The sequence below is a fragment of the Dyella sp. genome (assembly GCF_035277725.1).
Lineage (GTDB): Bacteria > Pseudomonadota > Gammaproteobacteria > Xanthomonadales > Rhodanobacteraceae > Dyella_B.
This window is the reverse complement of record NZ_DATEJY010000253.1, coordinates 1-18,364: the sequence shown is the minus strand read 5'-3', so window position 1 is coordinate 18,364 and position 18,364 is coordinate 1. Positions and strand designations below refer to the sequence as shown.

The 18,364-nt window shown below is 61.8% G+C and carries 20 protein-coding genes; 13 read left to right on the top strand and 7 right to left on the bottom strand.

The window, feature by feature from the left end; translation table 11 throughout:
• Positions 1–146 precede the first annotated feature (146 nt).
• Both VJR68_RS20660 and VJR68_RS20655 read left to right on the top strand, forming a co-directional pair.
• Positions 147–884, top strand: coding sequence for a hypothetical protein (locus VJR68_RS20660; RefSeq protein ID WP_324150690.1), 738 nt, complete (start codon positions 147–149; stop codon positions 882–884).
• A 104-nt stretch (positions 885–988) separates the two neighbouring features.
• Positions 989–1,465: a DUF6491 family protein gene (locus VJR68_RS20655; protein WP_324150688.1), complete on the top strand. Its 477-nt coding sequence runs from the start codon at positions 989–991 to the stop codon at positions 1,463–1,465.
• Positions 1,466–1,539: 74 nt separating this feature from the next.
• On the opposite strand, the gene VJR68_RS20650 is transcribed toward VJR68_RS20655, so the two are convergent.
• Together VJR68_RS20650 and VJR68_RS20645 are read right to left on the bottom strand one after the other, a co-directional pair.
• Complete coding sequence (locus tag VJR68_RS20650) at positions 1,540–2,388, bottom strand: ferritin-like domain-containing protein (protein ID WP_414647828.1); 849 nt, start codon at positions 2,386–2,388, stop codon at positions 1,540–1,542.
• A gap of 86 nt (positions 2,389–2,474) precedes the next feature.
• The gene (locus VJR68_RS20645; protein WP_324150685.1) at positions 2,475–2,891 is read right to left on the bottom strand and encodes a universal stress protein; all 417 of its coding nucleotides are present in this window, start codon (positions 2,889–2,891) and stop codon (positions 2,475–2,477) included.
• Between the two features lie 220 nt (positions 2,892–3,111).
• On the opposite strand from VJR68_RS20645, the gene VJR68_RS20640 reads away from it, so the two are divergent.
• The 7 genes from VJR68_RS20640 to VJR68_RS20610 all read left to right on the top strand — a co-directional run bounded on the left by VJR68_RS20640 (position 3,112) and on the right by VJR68_RS20610 (position 7,106).
• The gene (locus tag VJR68_RS20640; protein WP_324150684.1) at positions 3,112–3,573 is read left to right on the top strand and encodes a hypothetical protein; all 462 of its coding nucleotides are present in this window, start codon (positions 3,112–3,114) and stop codon (positions 3,571–3,573) included.
• A 102-nt stretch (positions 3,574–3,675) separates the two neighbouring features.
• Complete coding sequence (locus VJR68_RS20635; RefSeq protein ID WP_324150682.1) at positions 3,676–4,227, top strand: peroxiredoxin; 552 nt, start codon at positions 3,676–3,678, stop codon at positions 4,225–4,227.
• On the top strand, positions 4,227–4,760 hold the full coding sequence (locus VJR68_RS20630; protein WP_324150681.1) for a hypothetical protein: 534 nt from the start codon (positions 4,227–4,229) through the stop codon (positions 4,758–4,760). Before VJR68_RS20635 ends, VJR68_RS20630 begins: the two co-directional genes overlap by 1 nt.
• Positions 4,761–4,834: 74 nt before the next feature.
• Entirely contained in the window at positions 4,835–5,587 is a 753-nt protein-coding gene (locus VJR68_RS20625) for a DUF2884 family protein (protein ID WP_324150679.1), read from the top strand.
• Positions 5,588–5,699: 112 nt separating this feature from the next.
• Positions 5,700–6,143 carry a DUF2383 domain-containing protein gene (locus VJR68_RS20620; protein WP_324150677.1) on the top strand — a complete coding sequence of 148 codons (444 nt, stop codon included), beginning with the start codon at positions 5,700–5,702 and terminating at the stop codon, positions 6,141–6,143.
• Positions 6,144–6,146: 3 nt separating this feature from the next.
• The gene (locus VJR68_RS20615) at positions 6,147–6,731 is read left to right on the top strand and encodes a DUF924 family protein (RefSeq protein WP_324150675.1); all 585 of its coding nucleotides are present in this window, start codon (positions 6,147–6,149) and stop codon (positions 6,729–6,731) included.
• A 45-nt stretch (positions 6,732–6,776) separates the two neighbouring features.
• Entirely contained in the window at positions 6,777–7,106 is a 330-nt protein-coding gene (locus VJR68_RS20610; RefSeq protein WP_324150673.1) for a DUF2845 domain-containing protein, read from the top strand.
• A gap of 74 nt (positions 7,107–7,180) precedes the next feature.
• Here VJR68_RS20610 and VJR68_RS20605 read toward each other — a convergent pair whose 3' ends face one another.
• Together VJR68_RS20605 and VJR68_RS20600 are read right to left on the bottom strand one after the other, a co-directional pair.
• Complete coding sequence (locus VJR68_RS20605) at positions 7,181–8,194, bottom strand: 2-dehydropantoate 2-reductase (protein ID WP_324150672.1); 1,014 nt, start codon at positions 8,192–8,194, stop codon at positions 7,181–7,183.
• Positions 8,191–9,846: an FAD-binding dehydrogenase gene (locus VJR68_RS20600; protein ID WP_324150670.1), complete on the bottom strand. Its 1,656-nt coding sequence runs from the start codon at positions 9,844–9,846 to the stop codon at positions 8,191–8,193. Before VJR68_RS20600 ends, VJR68_RS20605 begins: the two co-directional genes overlap by 4 nt.
• 226 nt (positions 9,847–10,072) lie before the next feature.
• Between VJR68_RS20600 and VJR68_RS20595 the strand changes: the two genes are divergently transcribed.
• From VJR68_RS20595 to lpdA, 4 genes are all read left to right on the top strand, one after another.
• The gene (locus tag VJR68_RS20595) at positions 10,073–10,876 is read left to right on the top strand and encodes a DUF2884 family protein (protein ID WP_324150669.1); all 804 of its coding nucleotides are present in this window, start codon (positions 10,073–10,075) and stop codon (positions 10,874–10,876) included.
• Positions 10,877–11,042: 166 nt separating this feature from the next.
• Complete coding sequence (locus VJR68_RS20590; RefSeq protein WP_324150668.1) at positions 11,043–11,879, top strand: mechanosensitive ion channel family protein; 837 nt, start codon at positions 11,043–11,045, stop codon at positions 11,877–11,879.
• A 144-nt stretch (positions 11,880–12,023) separates the two neighbouring features.
• A complete protein-coding gene (locus VJR68_RS20585) occupies positions 12,024–13,451 on the top strand; it encodes a dihydrolipoyllysine-residue acetyltransferase (protein ID WP_324150666.1) in 1,428 nt (475 codons plus the stop codon).
• A 19-nt stretch (positions 13,452–13,470) separates the two neighbouring features.
• Positions 13,471–15,288 (top strand): dihydrolipoyl dehydrogenase, encoded by a 1,818-nt coding sequence (gene lpdA, locus VJR68_RS20580; protein ID WP_324150665.1) that lies wholly within the window; start codon positions 13,471–13,473, stop codon positions 15,286–15,288.
• A 243-nt stretch (positions 15,289–15,531) separates the two neighbouring features.
• Here the strand turns inward: lpdA and VJR68_RS20575 are convergent, their stop codons facing one another.
• The 3 genes from VJR68_RS20575 to VJR68_RS20565 all read right to left on the bottom strand — a co-directional run.
• Positions 15,532–16,209: a hypothetical protein gene (locus VJR68_RS20575; RefSeq protein WP_324150663.1), complete on the bottom strand. Its 678-nt coding sequence runs from the start codon at positions 16,207–16,209 to the stop codon at positions 15,532–15,534.
• A gap of 84 nt (positions 16,210–16,293) precedes the next feature.
• Entirely contained in the window at positions 16,294–17,385 is a 1,092-nt protein-coding gene (gene dinB / locus VJR68_RS20570; protein WP_324150661.1) for a DNA polymerase IV, read from the bottom strand.
• 205 nt (positions 17,386–17,590) lie between these two features.
• A partial coding sequence (locus VJR68_RS20565; protein WP_324150660.1) for a hypothetical protein occupies positions 17,591–18,364 on the bottom strand: 774 nt, incomplete at its 5' end.

The window sequence follows — 18,364 nt, the reverse complement described above, 5'->3', positions numbered from 1 at the left end:
TTGTCTGGAAACGTCATTATCGGAGGGCGCGGCGATCCCGCAAAGAGACGGTGAAGGTTCTCCATCGTTCGGGGCGGCGGTGAGTGGTTGCATCCAGCCTGGGGCTCGTTTCAAGCTAGGGACCTCGCTTTGCTGAGATCGCTACGATGACCCGTTTGCCATGCCGTTACGCCCTGATCGCAACTGCTGCCTGTAGCTGGCTGCTGCTCGCCGCCTGTTCGCAGGATCAAAACTCGCCCTCGCCGCAAGAAGCCGCCAAGGCGCAGGCGCAGCAGATGGCGCAAGAGGCGAATCGGCAACTGCAGACCTACCAGCAGGCGTTGCAGCAGAAGAACGATGAACTGGCCGCGCAGATCGGTGAGGCGATCGTGCAGCAATTCCCGGCCAGCGATGCGGCCACGCAAGTGAAACAGACCTTGCCCGACGTGGAACAGCGCGCCAAGGCCGCCGCCGATAAACGTCGCCTCGCTGCGCTGTGGAGCTACCAGGTCGGCCCGATGGAGGGTGGCACACAATCCACCGCCAGCATTTACAGCACGCGCCCCAGCGGCGATCGCGCGATCCGGCTGGTGCTGCGCCGCCATACGCAATGGGGCGAAAGCGTGTTCCTGTTCGGCATCGGTCACGGCTTTGCCTGCAAGGGCAATTGCACGATTCCGGCCCAATTCGACGACAAGCCGCATCCCCTGCGCGCGTTTCTGCCGACTACCGGCAGCGAGCCGGCGATCTTCATTCGCGACGACAAGCCCTTTATTGACGCGATGGAAAAGACCAGGCGCATCACCATGACCGTCACCACGCGCGATGGCGACAAGCAGGAAGTGCTGTTCGAAGTAGGCGGTTTCGACCCGGCCAAGTGGTCGCCGCTCAGCAGCAAAAAGTAAGCCGTGCACCGGCTGCGTGTTCGCGCGTTATGGCGGTTATCCGAAACGGCCCGTTCTAAACGGTCTGTTCTAAACGGTCCGTTCGAAGCGCGGAGACAGATGTCATGATGAAGTTACGCATACTGGTGCTCGTACTGCTTGCCGTGCTGCTGGCTGCTTGCGAATCCGTGCCATACGCGCAGCGCCTGCAGCAACGCCAACAGGCTTATAGCGCTGCTGCCGGCGCGCCGGTACGCAGCTTCCGTCTGGTGCTGGGTGAGCAGATTTACTCGTGGGAACCGCTCAGCGAAACGCAGCTGGTGATTTATACGCTGCCGAGCAAGGCTTATCTGCTTGATGTGTGGCCGTGCAACAACCTTACCTTCACCAACTTCATCGGCCTGACCAGTTTTGCCAGCGAAGTGCAGACTGGTTTCGACAAGGTGCTGACCGGGCGTCCGTACATTCCGTGCATGATCAAGCAGATTCGCCCGATCGACCTGGCGCGATTCAAGCTGGAGAAGGAAGGCCAGCGTCACATCGACAGCGTGCCGCGCCATGATGCCGGCAATGCACCGGCTTCTTCGAGCAGCGCCCGATAACCGCCAACCCGTGTTGTAGGCTGGGATGCAATCCCAGCATCGGAAGCTCAAAAAAGCCGGGATTTCATCCCAGCCTACTGCAGGAACAGGCGCTCGCTGATCCGCGCAAGTGGCTTCTCTAATGCCTGCTGCCATCGCGGCGAGAGGTTCAGTGGCTTCAGCAACATCTTCACCGTCATCTCCGCGGGCAGATGCCGCCGCAGCAATGCCTGCGCCGGTCCGGCCACTTTCTGGAACTGCGCCTGATCGTCCTTGTGCTGCGGATAGCACTGGTTGAAGACGTGGCGCAGGGCGATGTCGCTGTCTTCGTTGCGGATCTCGTTGACGCGGCGAAGGATGGCGCGGAACACTTTGTAGCGGCCCAGCTTTTCCTGCTCGCGATAGCGCTGGAAGTGCGCATAGAAGTGTTTGTAGTGGCGCACCTCATCGCTCTTGATGTGATTGGTGAGCTGCTTGAGCACTGGCTCGTCGACGATGTCGTTCAAGGCGCGATACAGGCTGGCGGTGCCCGTTTCCACCACGCAGCGCGCGGCTAGTTCCAGGCCGCGGGAGGGTTCCAGTTGTTCGTTGGTGCAGAGTGCACCGTAGTCGTTCCAGAAAGCCTGGAAGCCGGCATCCCAATCGAACTCCGGCCACACGTGGCGCACGTAGGCGGCGAGGGCGCGCCCGTGCTGCATTTCTTCATGCTCCCAGTGCTCGCGCAGCCAGCCTTGCAACTCCAGGTCGCCGTCGAAATGCTCGATCAGGTTGCTGGTGTAGAGATCCGAGCCGCTTTCCACGAACGATGCCCCGCATAGCAGCAGAAACAGGTTTTCGTTGTGGCGCACGCGCGCCATATCGATCTCGGCAAAATTCAGACTTTCCAGAGTCCAGGGAAGGACAGTGTTGTAGTCCACGTGGGGTTCCTGTGCAAAAAAGGCCATCTGATCTATGACAGATCAGGGACAACAGGATAAATGGTGAACGGTGGACGGGATTAATGCCAGCCCACCCGTTCCGGCACCGGGTTTTATCTGACGACCGTGACGGGCACGTGGGCGCCGGCCAGCACGTCGCCCGATACCGAGCCCAACAGCCAGCGGCCGAGCGCGCCGCGCTCGGTATGGCCGATCACGATATGGTCGATGGGATGCTGCCGCACCTGGTTGAGCAAGGCATCGCCCGGGCTTCCATGGGTGATTTCCAGGTCCACCAGCGCGTCGGTATCCGGGTCGAGCGCATGCAATTCCTGCAAGGTTTCCCGGCTTCGCTCGGTGGCCGAGTCGGTCATCATCAGGGCGCATGCATCGGCCCCGCCCTGGGTCACCTGCAGCACCGATACCACCCGTACCCGGCCCTTGCAGGCCCGCGCCAGTTCCATCGCGAACCGGAAAGCGCGTTGCGAGGTTTCCGAACTGTCATAGCCGACCAGCGAATACTTGGGCATGTGGGCTCCAGTCGAAAAGCGCACGATTCCAGTGTGCGCGGCTGCTTGTTAGTTAAGCATCAAGCGGAGGGAAACAACAATCATCGGTTCTGCACGCCCGCCTCACGTGCGTTTGCCGACGCTGAATGCGGCCGCTCGTTCTTGCCAATTCGTTCAGTTCCGGCATCCCACACTTTCGGCACGGCGTGGCTGATCCACGCCAGTGTCAAGGAGACTTTCTATGAGCAAGCGTACCTTTGGGTTGACTGCCGCCATGCTGCTTTGTGCCGGAGCCCTGACGGGCCTTCCCGCTACATCGGCGCAGGCGGGCAAAGCGCCGGTGAAGTGCCAGCTGACTTACAGCCTGTCCGGTTGGTCGGCGATCTATCAGCATGCCGAGGGACGTGGCGACATCCGCTGCGATGACGGCGAGACCGCCGTAGTCAGCATCAACATGCATGGTGGCGGATTGACCGCCGGCAAATTCCACGTGAGTGGCCATGGCGACATCAGCAACGTCTACGGTATCAAGGACGTGTATGGCAGCTACGCGCAGGCCGGTGCTTCCGCCGGTGTGGTGCGTAGCGGTACGGCCCAGGTGCTGACCAAGGGCACCACCTCGATCGCGCTGTCGGGTACGGGCGAGGGCGTCAATCTTGGCGTCGCCGTCGACAAGTTCGATATCGAGCCGATGCATCGCTAAGTTGTCATTGGGATGGACACACGAAAGGCGCCGCAAGGCGCCTTTCGCTTGCAAGCGTCACGCGTATACTCAGCCACTAACGTTGTGGTGGGAGCGGTATGTATGCGTCGTTGGTTGACCTTGCTTGCGACGATCGGCCTGCTGGGCCTGTCGGCGATTCCTGCGCTTGCCGGCACCGGCCCGCAAGGCAATCCACAAGTCGGGCAGGCGGCACCGGCGTTTCATCTGCAGGATCAGAACGGCCATTGGCGCAGTCCCGCCGATTACCGCGGCCATTGGCTGGTGGTGTATTTCTATCCGAAAGATTTCACGCCCGGCTGCACCACCGAGGTATGCACTTTCCGCGATGAGATCACCAAGCTGCGCCAGGCAGGCGCGGATGTGGTGGGTGTGAGTCTGGACAACGTCAAGTCGCATGCCGAATTCGCCGCGAAATACCACGTGCCGTTTCCATTGCTGTCCGACGCCAACCGCCAGGTTGCGATCCAATATGGTGTACTCACCTCGGCCGTTGGTTTGCATTTCGCCAAGCGCACGACGTTCCTGATCGATCCCAGCGGCAAGATCGCCAAGATCTACCGTGATGTCGATCCCAAAGAAAATGCCAGGCAGGTGCTGGGCGATCTCGCTACTTTGAAGAAGGCCACGGCCTGATGTTGATCTCCCGCTTCGATTCGGATCTGCGCAAAAGAAAGTTCGGCTTTGCGTGGTGGCGCATGCTCACGTGGATCATGCTGCTGGTCGCCGGCTTTCTCGGTTCGCAATACATTCGCCACGCCCAGCAGGTATGGGGCGCACTGCAGAACCTGCCGGCAGGGGATACGGAACACACGGCAATGCTGCACGGCATGCTGAACTGGGATATCGGCTACCTCGTGGCGGTGTTCGCGGTGATCGTGGCGACGGCCGGATGCATCCTGCGCCAGGCGTGGGCACGTTCGGCCTTGCGCATCGTGGCCTTGGTGCTGTGCGTGTGGCTTGCCTATCGCGGACTGCTGCTGTGGCATCAATGGAGCGCACTGGAGCAGGTGCGTGACGCTACCGTCCAGCAGCAACTGGGCGCGTTCAAGCGTCCGTTGCTGATTGCGCTGTGCCTGCAGGCGGTCTCGGTACCCGCGCTGCTATGGCTTGCCTGGCAGCTTGGGCAGCCAGCCGTGCGGCTGCAATTCCGGCCGCGCTCAGGCTGATTTCAGCCGATTCAGCCGCAGTTGTCCCGCTGCGTTTTATCGCTGTCGGACCCTGTCCGATGGAGATGTTCGCCATGCGCTTCAACCGCCTGCTCGCTGCCGGAATGCTGGTGCTCGTCGCTGGCAGCCTGCATGCGCAGGATCTGTCCCAGGTGTGCCACGCCACCAGCAGCTATGACCTCACCTTGCAGTCGGGTCAGTTGATTTTTGACCGCGCCCAGCCGGCACCCACGCGCGTGGTGATCGCTGCCGGCACGCTGCAGGCGGACGGCCAAAACGTATCGCTCAATGCCGAGGACCAGGATCGTCTCGCCCTGTTCCAACGCGATTTGCTCGCCCTGGTGCCGCGAGTAAAAGCCGTCATCAACCGCGGTGTGGATGTCGCGGTGCAAGCCGTGCAGCAGCAAGCGAACAGCCTCAATCTGGACGCCGCGACCCAGGCCGAACTGCAACGCCGCCTGGCGGCCGACGCGGCGAATCTGCATCAGCGCGTGGCTGCCAGCCAGAGCACGCATGACTGGCATGGCGAAGCTGCCGAGCAATATGCCAATCAGATTGCCGGCGATATCGCGCCCCTGATTGCGTCGGCCATGGGGCAGCAGGCACTCAGCGCGGCGATGAGCGGCGACTTGCAGCAGGCGGCTGCGCTGCGGGATCAGGCCGCCGATCTCACTACTGGTTTCCAGGCCCGCGTGCAACAGCGGCTGCAGGTGCTGCGTCCCGACATCCAGGCGCTGTGCCCCGATATCCAGCGGCTCGCCGACTTGCAGCAGGGCATTCGCACAAGCCGTGGACGCCCACTTAACCTGCTGGAAATTGGCCAGTGAAACGCCAGCTGAGCGAGACCTTGATATGACAAACGGATTTATCCGCGGCTAAGTGCTTGTCCTGCAACATGACTGCCAATCCAGATCCGCGCTCAGACAGGAGGCGACCGACGTGTCGCTGGCGATTCAACATCTATGCAATGGCCTGATCCGCCGCAGCATCGAGCTGCGCGCGCTGTATCGCCACGCCGCAGCGCAGGTGAGCGAGCCTGGATTGCGCACGGTGCTGGATGAGGAAGCACAGTCCCTGAGCCTGGTGATCGCCGAATTGCAGGAACAGATCCGCCATCACGAAGGTACCCCCGCCACCCGCCGACGCATGTTCGGCGCTGTGCGCTACCGCTTTGACGCGTTGATGCCGCGCAGTGACGATGCGTGGATCCGCGTGCTGGCACGCCATGAACAAAGCCTGCTGCGCGCCTTCGAACGAGTGATCGACCGCGTAGGTGCGAACGATCCGGAAATGAAGGCGGAACTGCACCGTCAGCTACCGCGCCTGCATTCCATCGATCTGGATATGCACAGCCTGGCCAAGGCCGTCGGCGTCGGACATTGAGCCATGCCCACACCGCCGAACGACGCACTGGCGGTGCTTGCCTTCTGGTTCGATGCCGCGCACCGCGACGCGTGGTTTGCCTCCGATCCGGCTTTCGACACGGCGATTCGTACGCGTTTCACCGATACGCTGCAAAGAGCGGCGCAAGGGGAACTCCAGCATTGGACCGAGACGCCGCAAGGTTGGCTGGCGTTGTTGATCGTGTTGGATCAGTTTCCGCGTAATCTTCATCGCCAAGATGCACACGCATGGGCACACGATCTTCATGCACAGCGGCTGGCGGTGTGGGGTATCGAGGAAGGTTTCGACCGCCAGTTGCCGCCCATCCAGCGCGTGTTTGCCTACATGCCGCTTGAACATGCCGAAGACATCACGCTTCAGCAGCGTTGTGTGTCCCTGTTCGAAACGCTTTGCCAGAGTTTGCCGGCGGAACAGCGCGAGTCATACACCGGTTATCTCGACTATGCTCGCCGACACGCGGCAGTGATTACGCGTTTTGGCCGTTTTCCGCATCGTAATGCATGGCTCGGCCGAACGAATACACCGGAAGAACAGGCTTATCTGGCCACCCCTGGCGCCGGCTTCTGAACATTCACCGCCACGGAGTGGCCAAGACACGACAGGGAGCAGATCATGCGTCGTTATCTTTTTCTTGCCTTGCTGATCACCAGTTTCAGTGCGCACGCCTTGCAAAGCATTCGCGTGGGTAGCCAGGTACTGGTGGTGGGTGATAGCGCTGCGCGCGTCAAGGCGGCACTGGGCGAGCCTTCCGTACGTGCGAAAACGTCCAACGCGAACAAGAGCCAGAAGGCCAAAGCCAAGGCGAAGTCATCCAGCAGCAAAGGCAAATCAGCCAGCGCAAAAGACAAGGGCGATAAGTGGCAATACGAGCGCGAAGGTCGCATCACTACCTTCACCATCGTTGGTGGAAAGATCGCGCATATCGAGGATGTGGCGCGCTAGAGCGCGACCGCAGGCTGGGATGCAATCCCAGCACACGTCACGGCAAAACTGCGATTGCATCCCAGCCTATGCACCTACGCATCGCGCAAAGTTCTCAGCAAGGCGTGCGCATCCCAGCGATTGTACGACTGCTCCGCTTCCCGTATCAGCGCCACGACACACGCATTCACCGGTGCGCGCATGCCTTTTGATTTCGCCAACGCCACAATCTCGCCGTTGATGTAGTCCACTTCGGTACGTCGGCCTGCCTGCAGGTCGTCCCACATCGAAGAGCGCGCCAGTGGATCGATGGCCAGCATGCGCGAGGCGATGCGCTGGAAAAACACATCCGGCCATGACAGCACCGTCGGCAACCAGCGGGCGGGCAAGGCAGTCAGCTGTGCGGGCCGTATGCCTGCGGCTTTAAGCACCTGCAAACCTTCCTGTTGCAGCAACGCCAGGCATTGTCGCCATGGGCGTTGCGCCAGTTCTTCACGCAACGGCAAGCCACTCAGCGCATTGAGCGAATTGTTGAGATTGATCAGCAGCTTCGCCCACAACACCGCTTGCATGTCATCGCACTGTTGCAGCGACATGCCGCCGGCGTCGAATGCGGCGAGCAGCGCAGGCGCAAGCGCGGCCGAGCGCTCCACCATCAAGGTGCCGGATGATCCTTGATGAAAATGCGCAGGTGCCGGCTGTGTCACGTTGAAGGGAATCATGCCCGCCAATACCCGGCAATGCGGCAAGGCGGCGCGCAAGTCCGCCGTGTTGTGCACGCCATTTTGGAAACTGATCACCAGCGTGCCCGGCGCCAGTGCATCGGCCAGTTCGTGTGCGGCCTGCATGGTCGAGGCGGACTTCACCGTGACCAGTACGGCATCGACGTCGCGCGCGGCGTCCGGTTGCGTCGCCACGTCGAGCATGGCTGCAGGGACGTGCCGACGATAGGCATGCAGATCGCTGACGGTCAACCCGTGTTCGCTCAAGCGGGTCGCGATGTGCGGACGTGCGATCAAGCGGACGGCTGCATGCGCATGCAACCGTCCGCCAAGATAATTGCCGACCATGCCGGCGCCATAGATGGCAATGCGCGGCAAAGACATCATGCAACGGCAGCGGCGGCTGCGCGTCCTGCTACGCGGCCCGAGAACAAACAGCCACCAAGAAAGCTGCCTTCCAGTGCGCGGTAGCCATGCAAGCCGCCGCCACCGAAACCTGCCGCCTCGCCAACGGCATAAAGGCCGCGCACGGGTTGGCCATCGCTCCCCAGCACGCGTGCCTGCAGATCGGTTTCCAATCCACCCAGGGTTTTGCGCGTCAAAAGATGCAAGCGCACGGCAATCAACGGACCGTTGGCCGGATCGAGCATGCGATGCGGCTTGGCTACGCGCACCAGCCGATCGCCGCGATAACGACGTGCATTGTGGATGGCCATGACCTGGCCATCCTTGGCGAACGGATGATCGAACTGCCGATCACGCGCTTCGATCTGCTCGCGCAACTGCGCCACATCCAGCAACTGGCTGCCGGCGAGCGCATTCATGCCGACGACCAGATCATCCAGATTGTCGCGCACGATGAAATCCCGTCCATGCCGCTTGAACGCTTCCACCGGTGCGGGCGCCTGCTTGCCGATGGCGCGCTTGGCGACTTGGCGCCAGCTCTTGCCGGTGAGATCGGGATTCTGCTCCGAACCGGATAGCGCGAATTCGCGGCGGATGATCTGCTGATCGAGAATGAACCAGCTGTAATCGAAGCCCGTGCGCCGCAGGTGTTCCAATGTGCCCATCGTGTCGAAGCCGGGCCACAGCGGACCAGGCAGGCGCTGGCCGCGGGCATCGAACCACAGCGACGAAGGGCCGGGCAGGACGCGTATCGCATGCATCGGCCAGATCGGATTCCAGTTCTCGATGCCTTCCACGTAATGCCACATGCGATCGCGATTGATCAGCCGCGCACCGGCGCTTTCGCTGATACCCAGCATGCGTCCGTCGACGTGTGCCGGTACGCCGCACAGCATGTGTTGTGGTGGTGGTCCCAAGCGTTCCGGCCAGTTCTTGCGCACCAGTTCGTGATTGCCCCCAATACCGCCGGAGGCGACGATCACCGCCTGCGCACGGAATTCGAAATCGCCAATCACATCGCGTGAACTTGGCCTGCCGCGTTCAATCCCGTCTTCCGCCAAGCGTACGCCGTGCACACCTGCGATGCTGCCATTTTCCATCAGCAATCCATCGACGCGATGACGGAACGCAAGGCTCAGCATCCCCGTTGCTTGTGCTTCTCGCACACGCCGCACGAATGGTTCCAACACGCCCGGGCCGGTACCCCACGTGACATGAAAGCGCGGCACGGAGTTGCCGTGGCCGATGGCGCCATAACCGCCCCGTTCGGCCCAGCCCACCACCGGGAACCAGCGCATGCCCATGCTATGCAGCCACGCGCGTTTTTCACCGGCGGCAAAATCGACATACGCCTCGGCCCACTGGCGCGGCCAATAATCCTCGGGACGATCGAACGCCGCCGTGCCCATCCAGTCGGCCAAGGCCAGTGCGTGCGAATCGCGCACGCCCATGCGACGTTGTTCTGGCGAATCCACCAGGAACAGTCCGCCGAACGACCAGAACGCCTGTCCGCCCAGGCTTTGCTCCGGCTCCTGCTCGATGATCATCACGCGCCGGCCGGCATCGGTCAGCTCTGCCGCAGCAACCAGTCCGGAGAGACCGGCCCCGACGATGATGACATCGGTGGATTGCATAGACAGACCCCTGAATTCGTCACGCAAGGCATCAACTTATCGTGCGCCTGGGCATTTGCCTATGTGCGCTGCGCCAATCGTCATGGACGACTACGCATGACCGATGGCAGGGCGTGACGTACGGCCCATGCCGCCATCTGGCTCGGTATTAAACCCTATACGCATTGACTTGCATCCAAATGTGCAAATCGCTGCTGTGTCAATCGGCATGCCGGGAGGGATTCTCATGCGTCATCACATGCTTTCGTTCACCGCGTTGCTTGCTCTCGCCACGGCGGGCGCGGCGCAAGCAACGGACGTCCATACGCATCATTTGTCGTGCTCTTACACCAGCGATTACGACATGCAAATCAAGGCGGCCGGCATCACCTTTACGCGGAGCAGCGGCCATCCGGGCGATGTCTTCATGCATGACGGCATGCTGCGCGTGGATGGCAATGATGTCGCCCTCTCCGGCGCCGATGCTGCGCGACTGCGTGAATACGAGCACGAGCTGCGCGATCTGGTGCCGGCGGTGGCAGGTATTGCGCGTGATGGCGTGGATATCGGCTATTCGGCGCTGACCACGGTGGTGGCTACGCTGGCCGACACTGGCGATGAGCGCACGCGGCTGTTGCATGAATTGCGCGACCGGCATGACGAAGCCGTGCACCATATCGACGGAACAATCGGGCAGGGTCGGTGGGATGCCGGCGAAGAGAGCGATATGTTTGGCGGTGACCTGCAAAAGACCGTCGCTGATCTCGTCAGCAACGTCACCGGCGACATCGTGAAGGATGCGCTCAGCGGCGATTCGGCCCGGCTTGCTTCGCTGCAGGCGCGCACCGATGCGCTGGATGCCTCGATCGACAAAGCCGTCAACGCCCCGGCCGAAAAGCTCGGTCAACGCGCCGAGGCATTGTGCCCTCATCTAAGCCACTTGCAGCAACTGCAACAGCAATTCCAGTTTCGTTTGCCTGATGGCGAACGGCTGCAATTGATCGAATCGAACATGGACCGTACCGACAAGGCGAGTTACGCCCAACGCTAGTTATCTAGCATCCCCCAAGCCGTGCTCCCCAGCACGCGACAGTCACGCGCCCGGTTCCCCAGCCGGGCTTTTTTTTAGCGTTTGTACGACGGCATTCAGCACGGACGGCGATGCGGGAGAAAGGGGCGACTGCTAGGCTTTGCGCCGGTCTGCCAAGGATTGCCCCATGTTCCAACAACTTCTAAGCGTTTCCCGCGACGATCTGCTTGCGTTTCTCACGGGGCATGGGCCGGCGTGGCTGAGTGCGTTGCTGCTGTTACTTATCGGTAACTGGTTTGCCCGGCGGCTGGCGAATGTCTTGCATCGGACGATGAGCCGGGCCGCGATCGATCCGACGCTCACCGGCTTCATGCGCAATCTGCTGTACGGCGTGCTGATTGCCGTGCTGATCGTGATCGCCTTGCAAACCGCGGGTGTTCCCAGTGCGCCCTTGCTGGCCGCGCTGGGTGCGGGCGGCCTCGCCATTGGCCTGGCGCTGCAGGGATCGTTGAGCAACTTGGCCTGGGGTGTGCTGCTGATCGTGTTTCGCCCTTTCCGGGTCGGCGACTACATCCAGGCCGGCGGTGCCGAGGGCACCGTGGAAGGCATCAACCTGATGCACACCCAACTGGTGCTGGCGGACAACCGCGAGGCCGTCGTACCCAACGCCAAGATCGGCGCCGACGCCATCATCAACTTCAGCCGGCGTGGTACGCGGCGCTTCGAATTGCACGTAGGCATCGGTTATCACGAGGACATCGGCAAGGCGCTGGCGATCGTACAGCGCTTGTTCGCGGCCGATCCGCGCATCTTGAAAGACCCAGCCCCCACCGCATGGACCGAAAGCCTGGCAGACAGCGCGGTGCATCTCCTGCTGCGTGCCCACACCAGCACCGGCGATTTCTGGCCCGCGCAGACCGACTTGTTGCGCGCGGTGAAGGAGGGCTTTGAGGCCGAAGGCATCAGCATTCCCTTTCCGCAGCGTGAGATTCATATCGTCACAGGCCAGCCGCCGATTAAATAAGACTATTGCGCCGCATACGTATGCGCATGGCCGGTTTAGGCGCATTCGGCATGTCCTGAACGGGTGCCGGTTGCTATGATGAACGTCTTGTGGCCACCTCCGCCTTCCCCCTCGCGTGGCCGCTTCGTTTCCGCAGGAGAAATCATGGCCGACCTTAAAGAAGCCCGCGTCCCAGATATCGGCGGTCACAGCGATGTGCCCGTGATCGAGGTGATGATCAAGCCCGGCGACACGGTAGAGAAAGATCAAAGCCTCATCACCCTGGAGTCGGACAAGGCCACGATGGAAGTGCCCGCGCCCTTCGCCGGCGTGGTCAAGGAGCTGAAACTGAAGGTGGGCGACGAGGTATCCGAAGGCGCCTTGATCGCCCTTATAGAAACCGTCGGCGCAGCCGACTCCGCGTCCCCCTCTCCCTCTCGGGAAGAGGGCAGGGGTGAGGGGCAAACCTCGCCTGAAGCTTCAAGCTCATCGCGCGCAAGCGCGTCCCCCTCACCCCAACCCTCTCCCCAAGGGGGAGAGGGAGCGAAAGCGCCGCAAGTAAAAGAAGAACCCGCACCGGTCGGTGGCCGCAGCGTGCTGCCGGGCAATGCACCCGAAGGCGACGTGGCGCCGCAGGCCCGCCCGCCGTTCGACGCCAAGCTGGTGATGCCGGGCGACGCCCCGTACGCCACGCCAGCCATCCGCGCCTTTGCGCGTGAGCTGGGTGTGGACATTCGCCAGGTGAAGGGCAGCGGCCGTAGCGGCCGTATCGTGCGCGAGGACGTTGCTTCCTACGTCAAGCATGCGCTGGCATCCGGCGCCCGCCCGGTGGAAGGCGGCACGGTGGCGGCTGGCGGTGGCCTCAACCTGCTGCCGTGGCCGAAAGTCGACTTCGCCAAGTTCGGCGAAGTGGAAGAGAAGCCGCTCACGCGCATCCAGAAGATCTCGGGCCAGAACCTCGCCCGCAACTGGGCGATGATTCCGCACGTCACCCACCACGAAGACGCCGACATCACCGAGCTGGAAGCCTTCCGCAAGAAGCTCGGCGAAGAGAACAAGGATCTGAAGATCACCCCGCTGGTGTTCCAGATCAAGGCGGTGGTGGCGGCGCTGAAGAAATTCCCGCAGTTCAACGCATCGCTGGACGCGAGCGGAGAGAAGCTCATCCTCAAGAAGTACTTCCATATCGGCATTGCGGTGGATACGCCCGATGGCCTGGTGGTGCCGGTGATCCGCGATTGCGACAAGAAGGGCCTGCTCGACTTGGCGGCCGAACTCGGCGAGATCTCCAAGAAGGCGCGCGACAAGAAGCTCGGCCCGGCCGACATGTCCGGCGGCTGCTTCTCGATCTCCTCGCTCGGCGGCATCGGCGGCACGGCGTTCACGCCGATCGTCAACGCGCCGGAAGTGGCGATCCTCGGCGTCACCAAGGCGCAGACCAAGCCGGTGTGGAACGGCAAGGAATTCGCACCGCGCCTGATCCTGCCGCTCTCGCTCAGCTACGACCACCGTGTCATCGACGGCGCCGTGGCCGCGCGCTTTGCGTCCTTCCTCGCCACCCAGCTCGGCGACATTCGCCGCCTGCTGCTCTGACGCGAGGAGAACATTGATCATGGCCAATACGATCGAACTGAAAGTCCCCGACATCGGCGGTCACGAAGGCGTGCCGGTCATCGAGGTGATGGTGAAAGCCGGCGATAGCGTGACGAAGGAACAAAGCCTGATCACGCTGGAATCGGACAAGGCGACGATGGAGATTCCCGCCAGTGCTTCGGGCGTCATCAAGGAGATGAAGCTGAAGCTGGGCGATGAAGTATCGGAAGGTACGGTTATCGCCATCTTGGAAACCGTCGGCGAAGCCGACTCCGCGTCCCCCTCGCCCCCACGGGGAGAGGGCAGGGGTGAGGGGGCAGCCTCCCCGGTGCCCCCTTCAAGCCCCGCCCCCTCACCTCAATCCTCTCCCCGGAGGAGAGAGGAGGCAAAGGTGCCGCAAGCGGCAGCATCATCCGGAAAAGCGGCGGACATCGAGTGCAAGCTCGTCGTGCTTGGCTCTGGCCCCGGCGGCTACACCGCCGCGTTCCGCGCCGCCGACCTGGGCGTCGACACCGTGCTGGTGGAACGCTACGCCACGCTCGGCGGCGTGTGCCTCAATGTCGGTTGCATTCCGTCCAAGGCGCTGCTGCATGCCGCCGCGGTGATCGACGAAGCGGAAGCCATGGCCGCGCACGGCGTGACGTTCGGCAAGCCCAAGCTCGAACTCGACAAGCTGCGCGGCTTCAAGAACAAGGTGGTCGGCCAGCTCACCGGCGGCCTCGCCGGCATGGCCAAGCAGCGCAAGGTGCGCACCGTGCAAGGCGTCGGCACGTTCGTGTCGCCGAACGAAATGGAAATCGACACGGCCGAAGGCAAGAAGCTGCTGCGCTTCGAAAACGCCATTATCGCCGCTGGCTCGCAGGCGGTGCGTCTGCCCGCGTTCCCGTGGGACGACGAGCGCATCATGGATTCCACCGGCGCGCTGGAACTGAAAGACGTTCCCGGCAAGTTGCTCGTGGTCGGCGGCGGCATCATTGGCCTGGAAATGGCCACCGTGTATGCCGCGCTCGGCAGCGAGGTCACCGTGGTCGAGTTCATGGACCAGCTCATCCCGGGTTCGGATGCCGACCTGATCAAGCCGCTCGCCAAGCGCTTGAACAGCAAGCTCAAGGGCGTGCATCTGAAGACCAAGGTGGTGGAAGCCAAAGCCACCAAGAAGGGCATCGAAGTCAGCTACGAAGGCGAGAGCATTCCGGCAACCACGGTGTTCGACCGCGTGCTGGTCGCTGTGGGCCGCTCGGCAAACGGCAACAAGATCGGTGCCGACAAAGCTGGCGTAGCCGTCACCGAGCGCGGGTTCATCAACGTCGACACGCAGATGCGCACCAATGTGCCGCACATCTTCGCCATCGGCGACCTGGTCGGCCAGCCGATGCTGGCGCACAAGGCCACGCACGAAGCGAAGGTTGCCGCGGAAGTGGTGGCCGGCCAGAAGAGCCACTTCGATGCGCGCGTGATTCCGTCGGTGGCGTACACCGATCCGGAAATCGCCTGGGTCGGCGTCACCGAGCGCGAAGCCAAGGAAAAAGGCCTGAAGATCGGCGTTGGCAAATTCCCATGGGTGGCCAGTGGTCGCGCTATCGGCATCGACCGCACCGAAGGCTTCACCAAGCTTTTGTTCGACGAGGAAACCCACCGTGTGGTCGGCGGCGCTATCGTCGGTCCGCACGCGGGTGATCTCATTTCGGAAATCGCACTCGCGATCGAGATGGGCGCGGAAGCGGCGGATATCGGTCTGACCATCCATCCGCATCCGACGTTAAGCGAATCGGTGGGCATGGCGGCTGAGGTTTACGAAGGCACCATTACCGATTTGTACATACCGAAGAAAAAGTAAGCGCTTGCCGAAGAAAAAGACCCGGATCACTCCGGGTCTTTTTTTTGTAGGTTGGGGTGCGAACCCCAACATCGCCATGCATGCAGACGTCATGATGTTGGGGTTCGCACCCCAACCTACGTGGTTCGACGACGCTTATCAGGACGAAAATCCTGGCACGTAAGGAAACGACACGTAGGCTGGGATGAAATCCCAGCATGGATAAACCGCAAGAATGCTGGGATTTCATCCCAGCCTACATGCTTATGCCTTGTGTGGCGGTTCTGGCAATGCACTCTGCAACTTTTGCTCCAAGGTGCGCAGGCTAAGCGTGGCTTGATCGAGCGTGACCGCCATTTGCGCAATCACATGCAGAAACTCACGCGGTTGCACGTTGCCCGAGCGCAGATCGGTGGCCGCGTCGATCATTCTTGGACCATTCATCACCAGCGTAAGATTGGCTGCCAGGTTGCCGGCGGTTTCGCGTTGAGTGGCGTAGGCAGCGGAATAGCGGTACATGCGATCGTCATCCATCCAGCTCACGGACTGATTGGCAACTGCCACATCCCAGGCTTCCTGGCGCAGGGTAGGCCAGCGCAAGTTGAGATTGAAGTTGCTGTTTTGGGTTTGGGCCAGGATGTGCTGCACGATAGTCGCGTCAGGCGTGTTCGCTTTCAGGTCCTGCTCCAGGCTGTCGCGAATATGCGCAAAGGACGTCGCACGTTCCTTGTCCTCCACCAGCGCTGTGTGAACTTCGGCCAGGTTGGCGCGAATTTCCGTGTCGATCTGCGCGCTGGCCACCTCGGCCGCGTGCCGGTGATTCGTATGCTCGATCCATGCTTCCAACCCTAATGCAGTGAGAATACTGAGCACGATCATCAAATAGTGTTTAAGGAAGTCCTTCAGCGACCTCAACGGCGCATTGGGCAACTCAAGATGCATGGCTGGGATCCTCGAATTGAACGATGTCCAAGCGTAACCAGTTCGGCATCAAGGCGGCTATCGCCCATGCACGCATGAGTGACCTCATGGCGTGTCCTCGAACAGATCGGTTTGCGCCATGAAGTTGTCCTGGTCCACGAAGCCGGACAAGCCTACGCCTACCAGTCGATAGCGACTGTCAGCTGAGCGTTCGACCCGCTCGCGCAAAGCACAAGCCAGGTCGGCAAGTTCGAGGGCCGAGCGCGGTCGCACAGAGGGGGTGAGGCTGCGGGTGAGCGTGTGGAAGTCGGATGTTTTGAGCTTCAGCACGATGGTGCGTGCGATGCGTCCCCGTTGCACTTCACGCATGTGTCCAGCCCAGGTTTTTTCTGCAAGCTGGCGGATATGCGGTTCAAGTTCGTCCAGCGTAAGGTCACGCTCGAAAGTATCTTCCGACGACACTTGCATGGTGAGCTGATTCGGCTGCACGGCATGTTCGTCGATGCCGAACGAAAGTTCATGCAGGCGCCGGCCCCAGCGGCCGAAACGCTGTTCAAGTTCTTCGGCTTGCAAGGCACGCAGCTCGCTGACGGTGGCGATGCCCAGTGCGGTGAGCTTTGCTTCCATCACTTTGCCAACACCGGGCAGACGGTTCACGGGCAGCGGCGCGAGGAACGTCATGACCTGATGCGGGCGGACCACAAACAAACCATCCGGCTTGTTCCAGTCGGAGGCAATCTTGGCCAGAAACTTGTTCGGTGCCACGCCGGCCGAAGCGGTGAGCTGGGTTTCTTCGCGGATGGCGGCGCGAATCGCTTCGGCGGTGGCCGTAGCGGAGGGCAGGCCGGTCTTGGTGACGGTGACGTCGAGGTAGGCTTCGTCCAGCGACAACGGTTCGATCAATTCGGTATGTCGCGCGAAAATCTCCCGCACTTGCCGCGAGACGGCCTTGTAGCGCACGAAATCCGGCGGCACGAAGATCGCCTGCGGGCAAAGCCGTTCAGCGCGCACCGCCGGCATCGCCGAACGCACGCCGAACTTGCGTGCTTCATAGCTCGCCGCGCACACCACCGAACGTGCACCGCGCCAAGCCACCACCACCGGCTTGCCGCGCAACGAAGGATCGTCACGCTGCTCCACGGATGCGTAGAACGCATCCATGTCGACGTGAATGATCTTGCGTGACGTGTTGGACACGTGGCGTGCGAGTGATGGCGTTGATGGGATTCTAGTACGTGTGGCTTGCTGGTCTCTGCTTGGTGAGACGCATCGGTTTGCCGTGATGCGCTCCCTCCCCTGCGATAGCAGGGGAGGGTTGGGGGTGGGGTTGCTGGTGCTTTAGCGCGTAGCACGCAGGCTGGGATGAACGCCCAGTTTCACCACCGCACCGGCAGCTGGGATGTCATCCCAGCCTGCGGGTTTCGTGTGGCAGCTCCTGCAGCCGCTCCAGCAGCAAGCGCGCAAATCGCTCCGCCGCATCCGGCCGCTCCGCCAGGAACAGCGACGGTTCGATCACTTCCAGCTCCATCATCAGGAATTGGCCGTCCACCACTACGCCATCCACACGCGCGTAGATCGGCGCCTGCTGACCCAAGGCGGCAACCGCCGCCAAGACGCTGCTGCCCGCCTGCACGATGGATTCGTCAGGTGTGGCTTGCGCCATGCTGCCGCCGTGCTGTTCCTGCACGCGATAGTCGCCCTCGGTGGGGCGCTTGAGCACGGCATGGCTATACGTTCCGCCGAAATAGAGCAACGACCATTCGCCATGGCTTGCAATCTCCGGCACGAAAGGCTGCACCAGATAATCAAGTTGCGGCGGCAGCTTCGCTACGGCTTGCTCAAAATCCGCCGTGCCCGCCTTGCCGCGCACGGTATGCCATGCACCGCCGCTCACAGTCGGTTTGATCACGACCTCGCGATCGGCCATTTGCGATAGCGCCGCTTGCAGGAACGCCCCTTGCGCCACGCGCGTGGGAATGATCGGAACGCCGTGCCGTTCGAGATCGAGCAGATAACGCTTGTCGCTGTTCCACCGCAGCATGTGCGTATCGTTGATGACGGGGACGCCATGCCGATCCAGCGTATACGTCCAGGCGAGAAAGGCCGCGTAGTGCTCGAAGTAGTCCCAGATGGTGCGGATCAATACGGCATCGAACGCCGTCCAATCCACGTCGGG

Coding starts and splice junctions, on each gene's coding strand:
- VJR68_RS20660 (WP_324150690.1), top strand. CDS start 147: ATGACCCGTTTGCCATGCCGTTACGCCCTGATCGCAACTGCTGCCTGT.
- VJR68_RS20655 (WP_324150688.1), top strand. CDS start 989: ATGATGAAGTTACGCATACTGGTGCTCGTACTGCTTGCCGTGCTGCTG.
- VJR68_RS20650 (WP_414647828.1), bottom strand. CDS start 2,388: ATGGCCTTTTTTGCACAGGAACCCCACGTGGACTACAACACTGTCCTT.
- VJR68_RS20645 (WP_324150685.1), bottom strand. CDS start 2,891: ATGCCCAAGTATTCGCTGGTCGGCTATGACAGTTCGGAAACCTCGCAA.
- VJR68_RS20640 (WP_324150684.1), top strand. CDS start 3,112: ATGAGCAAGCGTACCTTTGGGTTGACTGCCGCCATGCTGCTTTGTGCC.
- VJR68_RS20635 (WP_324150682.1), top strand. CDS start 3,676: ATGCGTCGTTGGTTGACCTTGCTTGCGACGATCGGCCTGCTGGGCCTG.
- VJR68_RS20630 (WP_324150681.1), top strand. CDS start 4,227: ATGTTGATCTCCCGCTTCGATTCGGATCTGCGCAAAAGAAAGTTCGGC.
- VJR68_RS20625 (WP_324150679.1), top strand. CDS start 4,835: ATGCGCTTCAACCGCCTGCTCGCTGCCGGAATGCTGGTGCTCGTCGCT.
- VJR68_RS20615 (WP_324150675.1), top strand. CDS start 6,147: ATGCCCACACCGCCGAACGACGCACTGGCGGTGCTTGCCTTCTGGTTC.
- VJR68_RS20610 (WP_324150673.1), top strand. CDS start 6,777: ATGCGTCGTTATCTTTTTCTTGCCTTGCTGATCACCAGTTTCAGTGCG.
- VJR68_RS20605 (WP_324150672.1), bottom strand. CDS start 8,194: ATGATGTCTTTGCCGCGCATTGCCATCTATGGCGCCGGCATGGTCGGC.
- VJR68_RS20600 (WP_324150670.1), bottom strand. CDS start 9,846: ATGCAATCCACCGATGTCATCATCGTCGGGGCCGGTCTCTCCGGACTG.
- VJR68_RS20595 (WP_324150669.1), top strand. CDS start 10,073: ATGCGTCATCACATGCTTTCGTTCACCGCGTTGCTTGCTCTCGCCACG.
- VJR68_RS20590 (WP_324150668.1), top strand. CDS start 11,043: ATGTTCCAACAACTTCTAAGCGTTTCCCGCGACGATCTGCTTGCGTTT.
- VJR68_RS20585 (WP_324150666.1), top strand. CDS start 12,024: ATGGCCGACCTTAAAGAAGCCCGCGTCCCAGATATCGGCGGTCACAGC.
- lpdA (WP_324150665.1), top strand. CDS start 13,471: ATGGCCAATACGATCGAACTGAAAGTCCCCGACATCGGCGGTCACGAA.
- VJR68_RS20575 (WP_324150663.1), bottom strand. CDS start 16,209: ATGCATCTTGAGTTGCCCAATGCGCCGTTGAGGTCGCTGAAGGACTTC.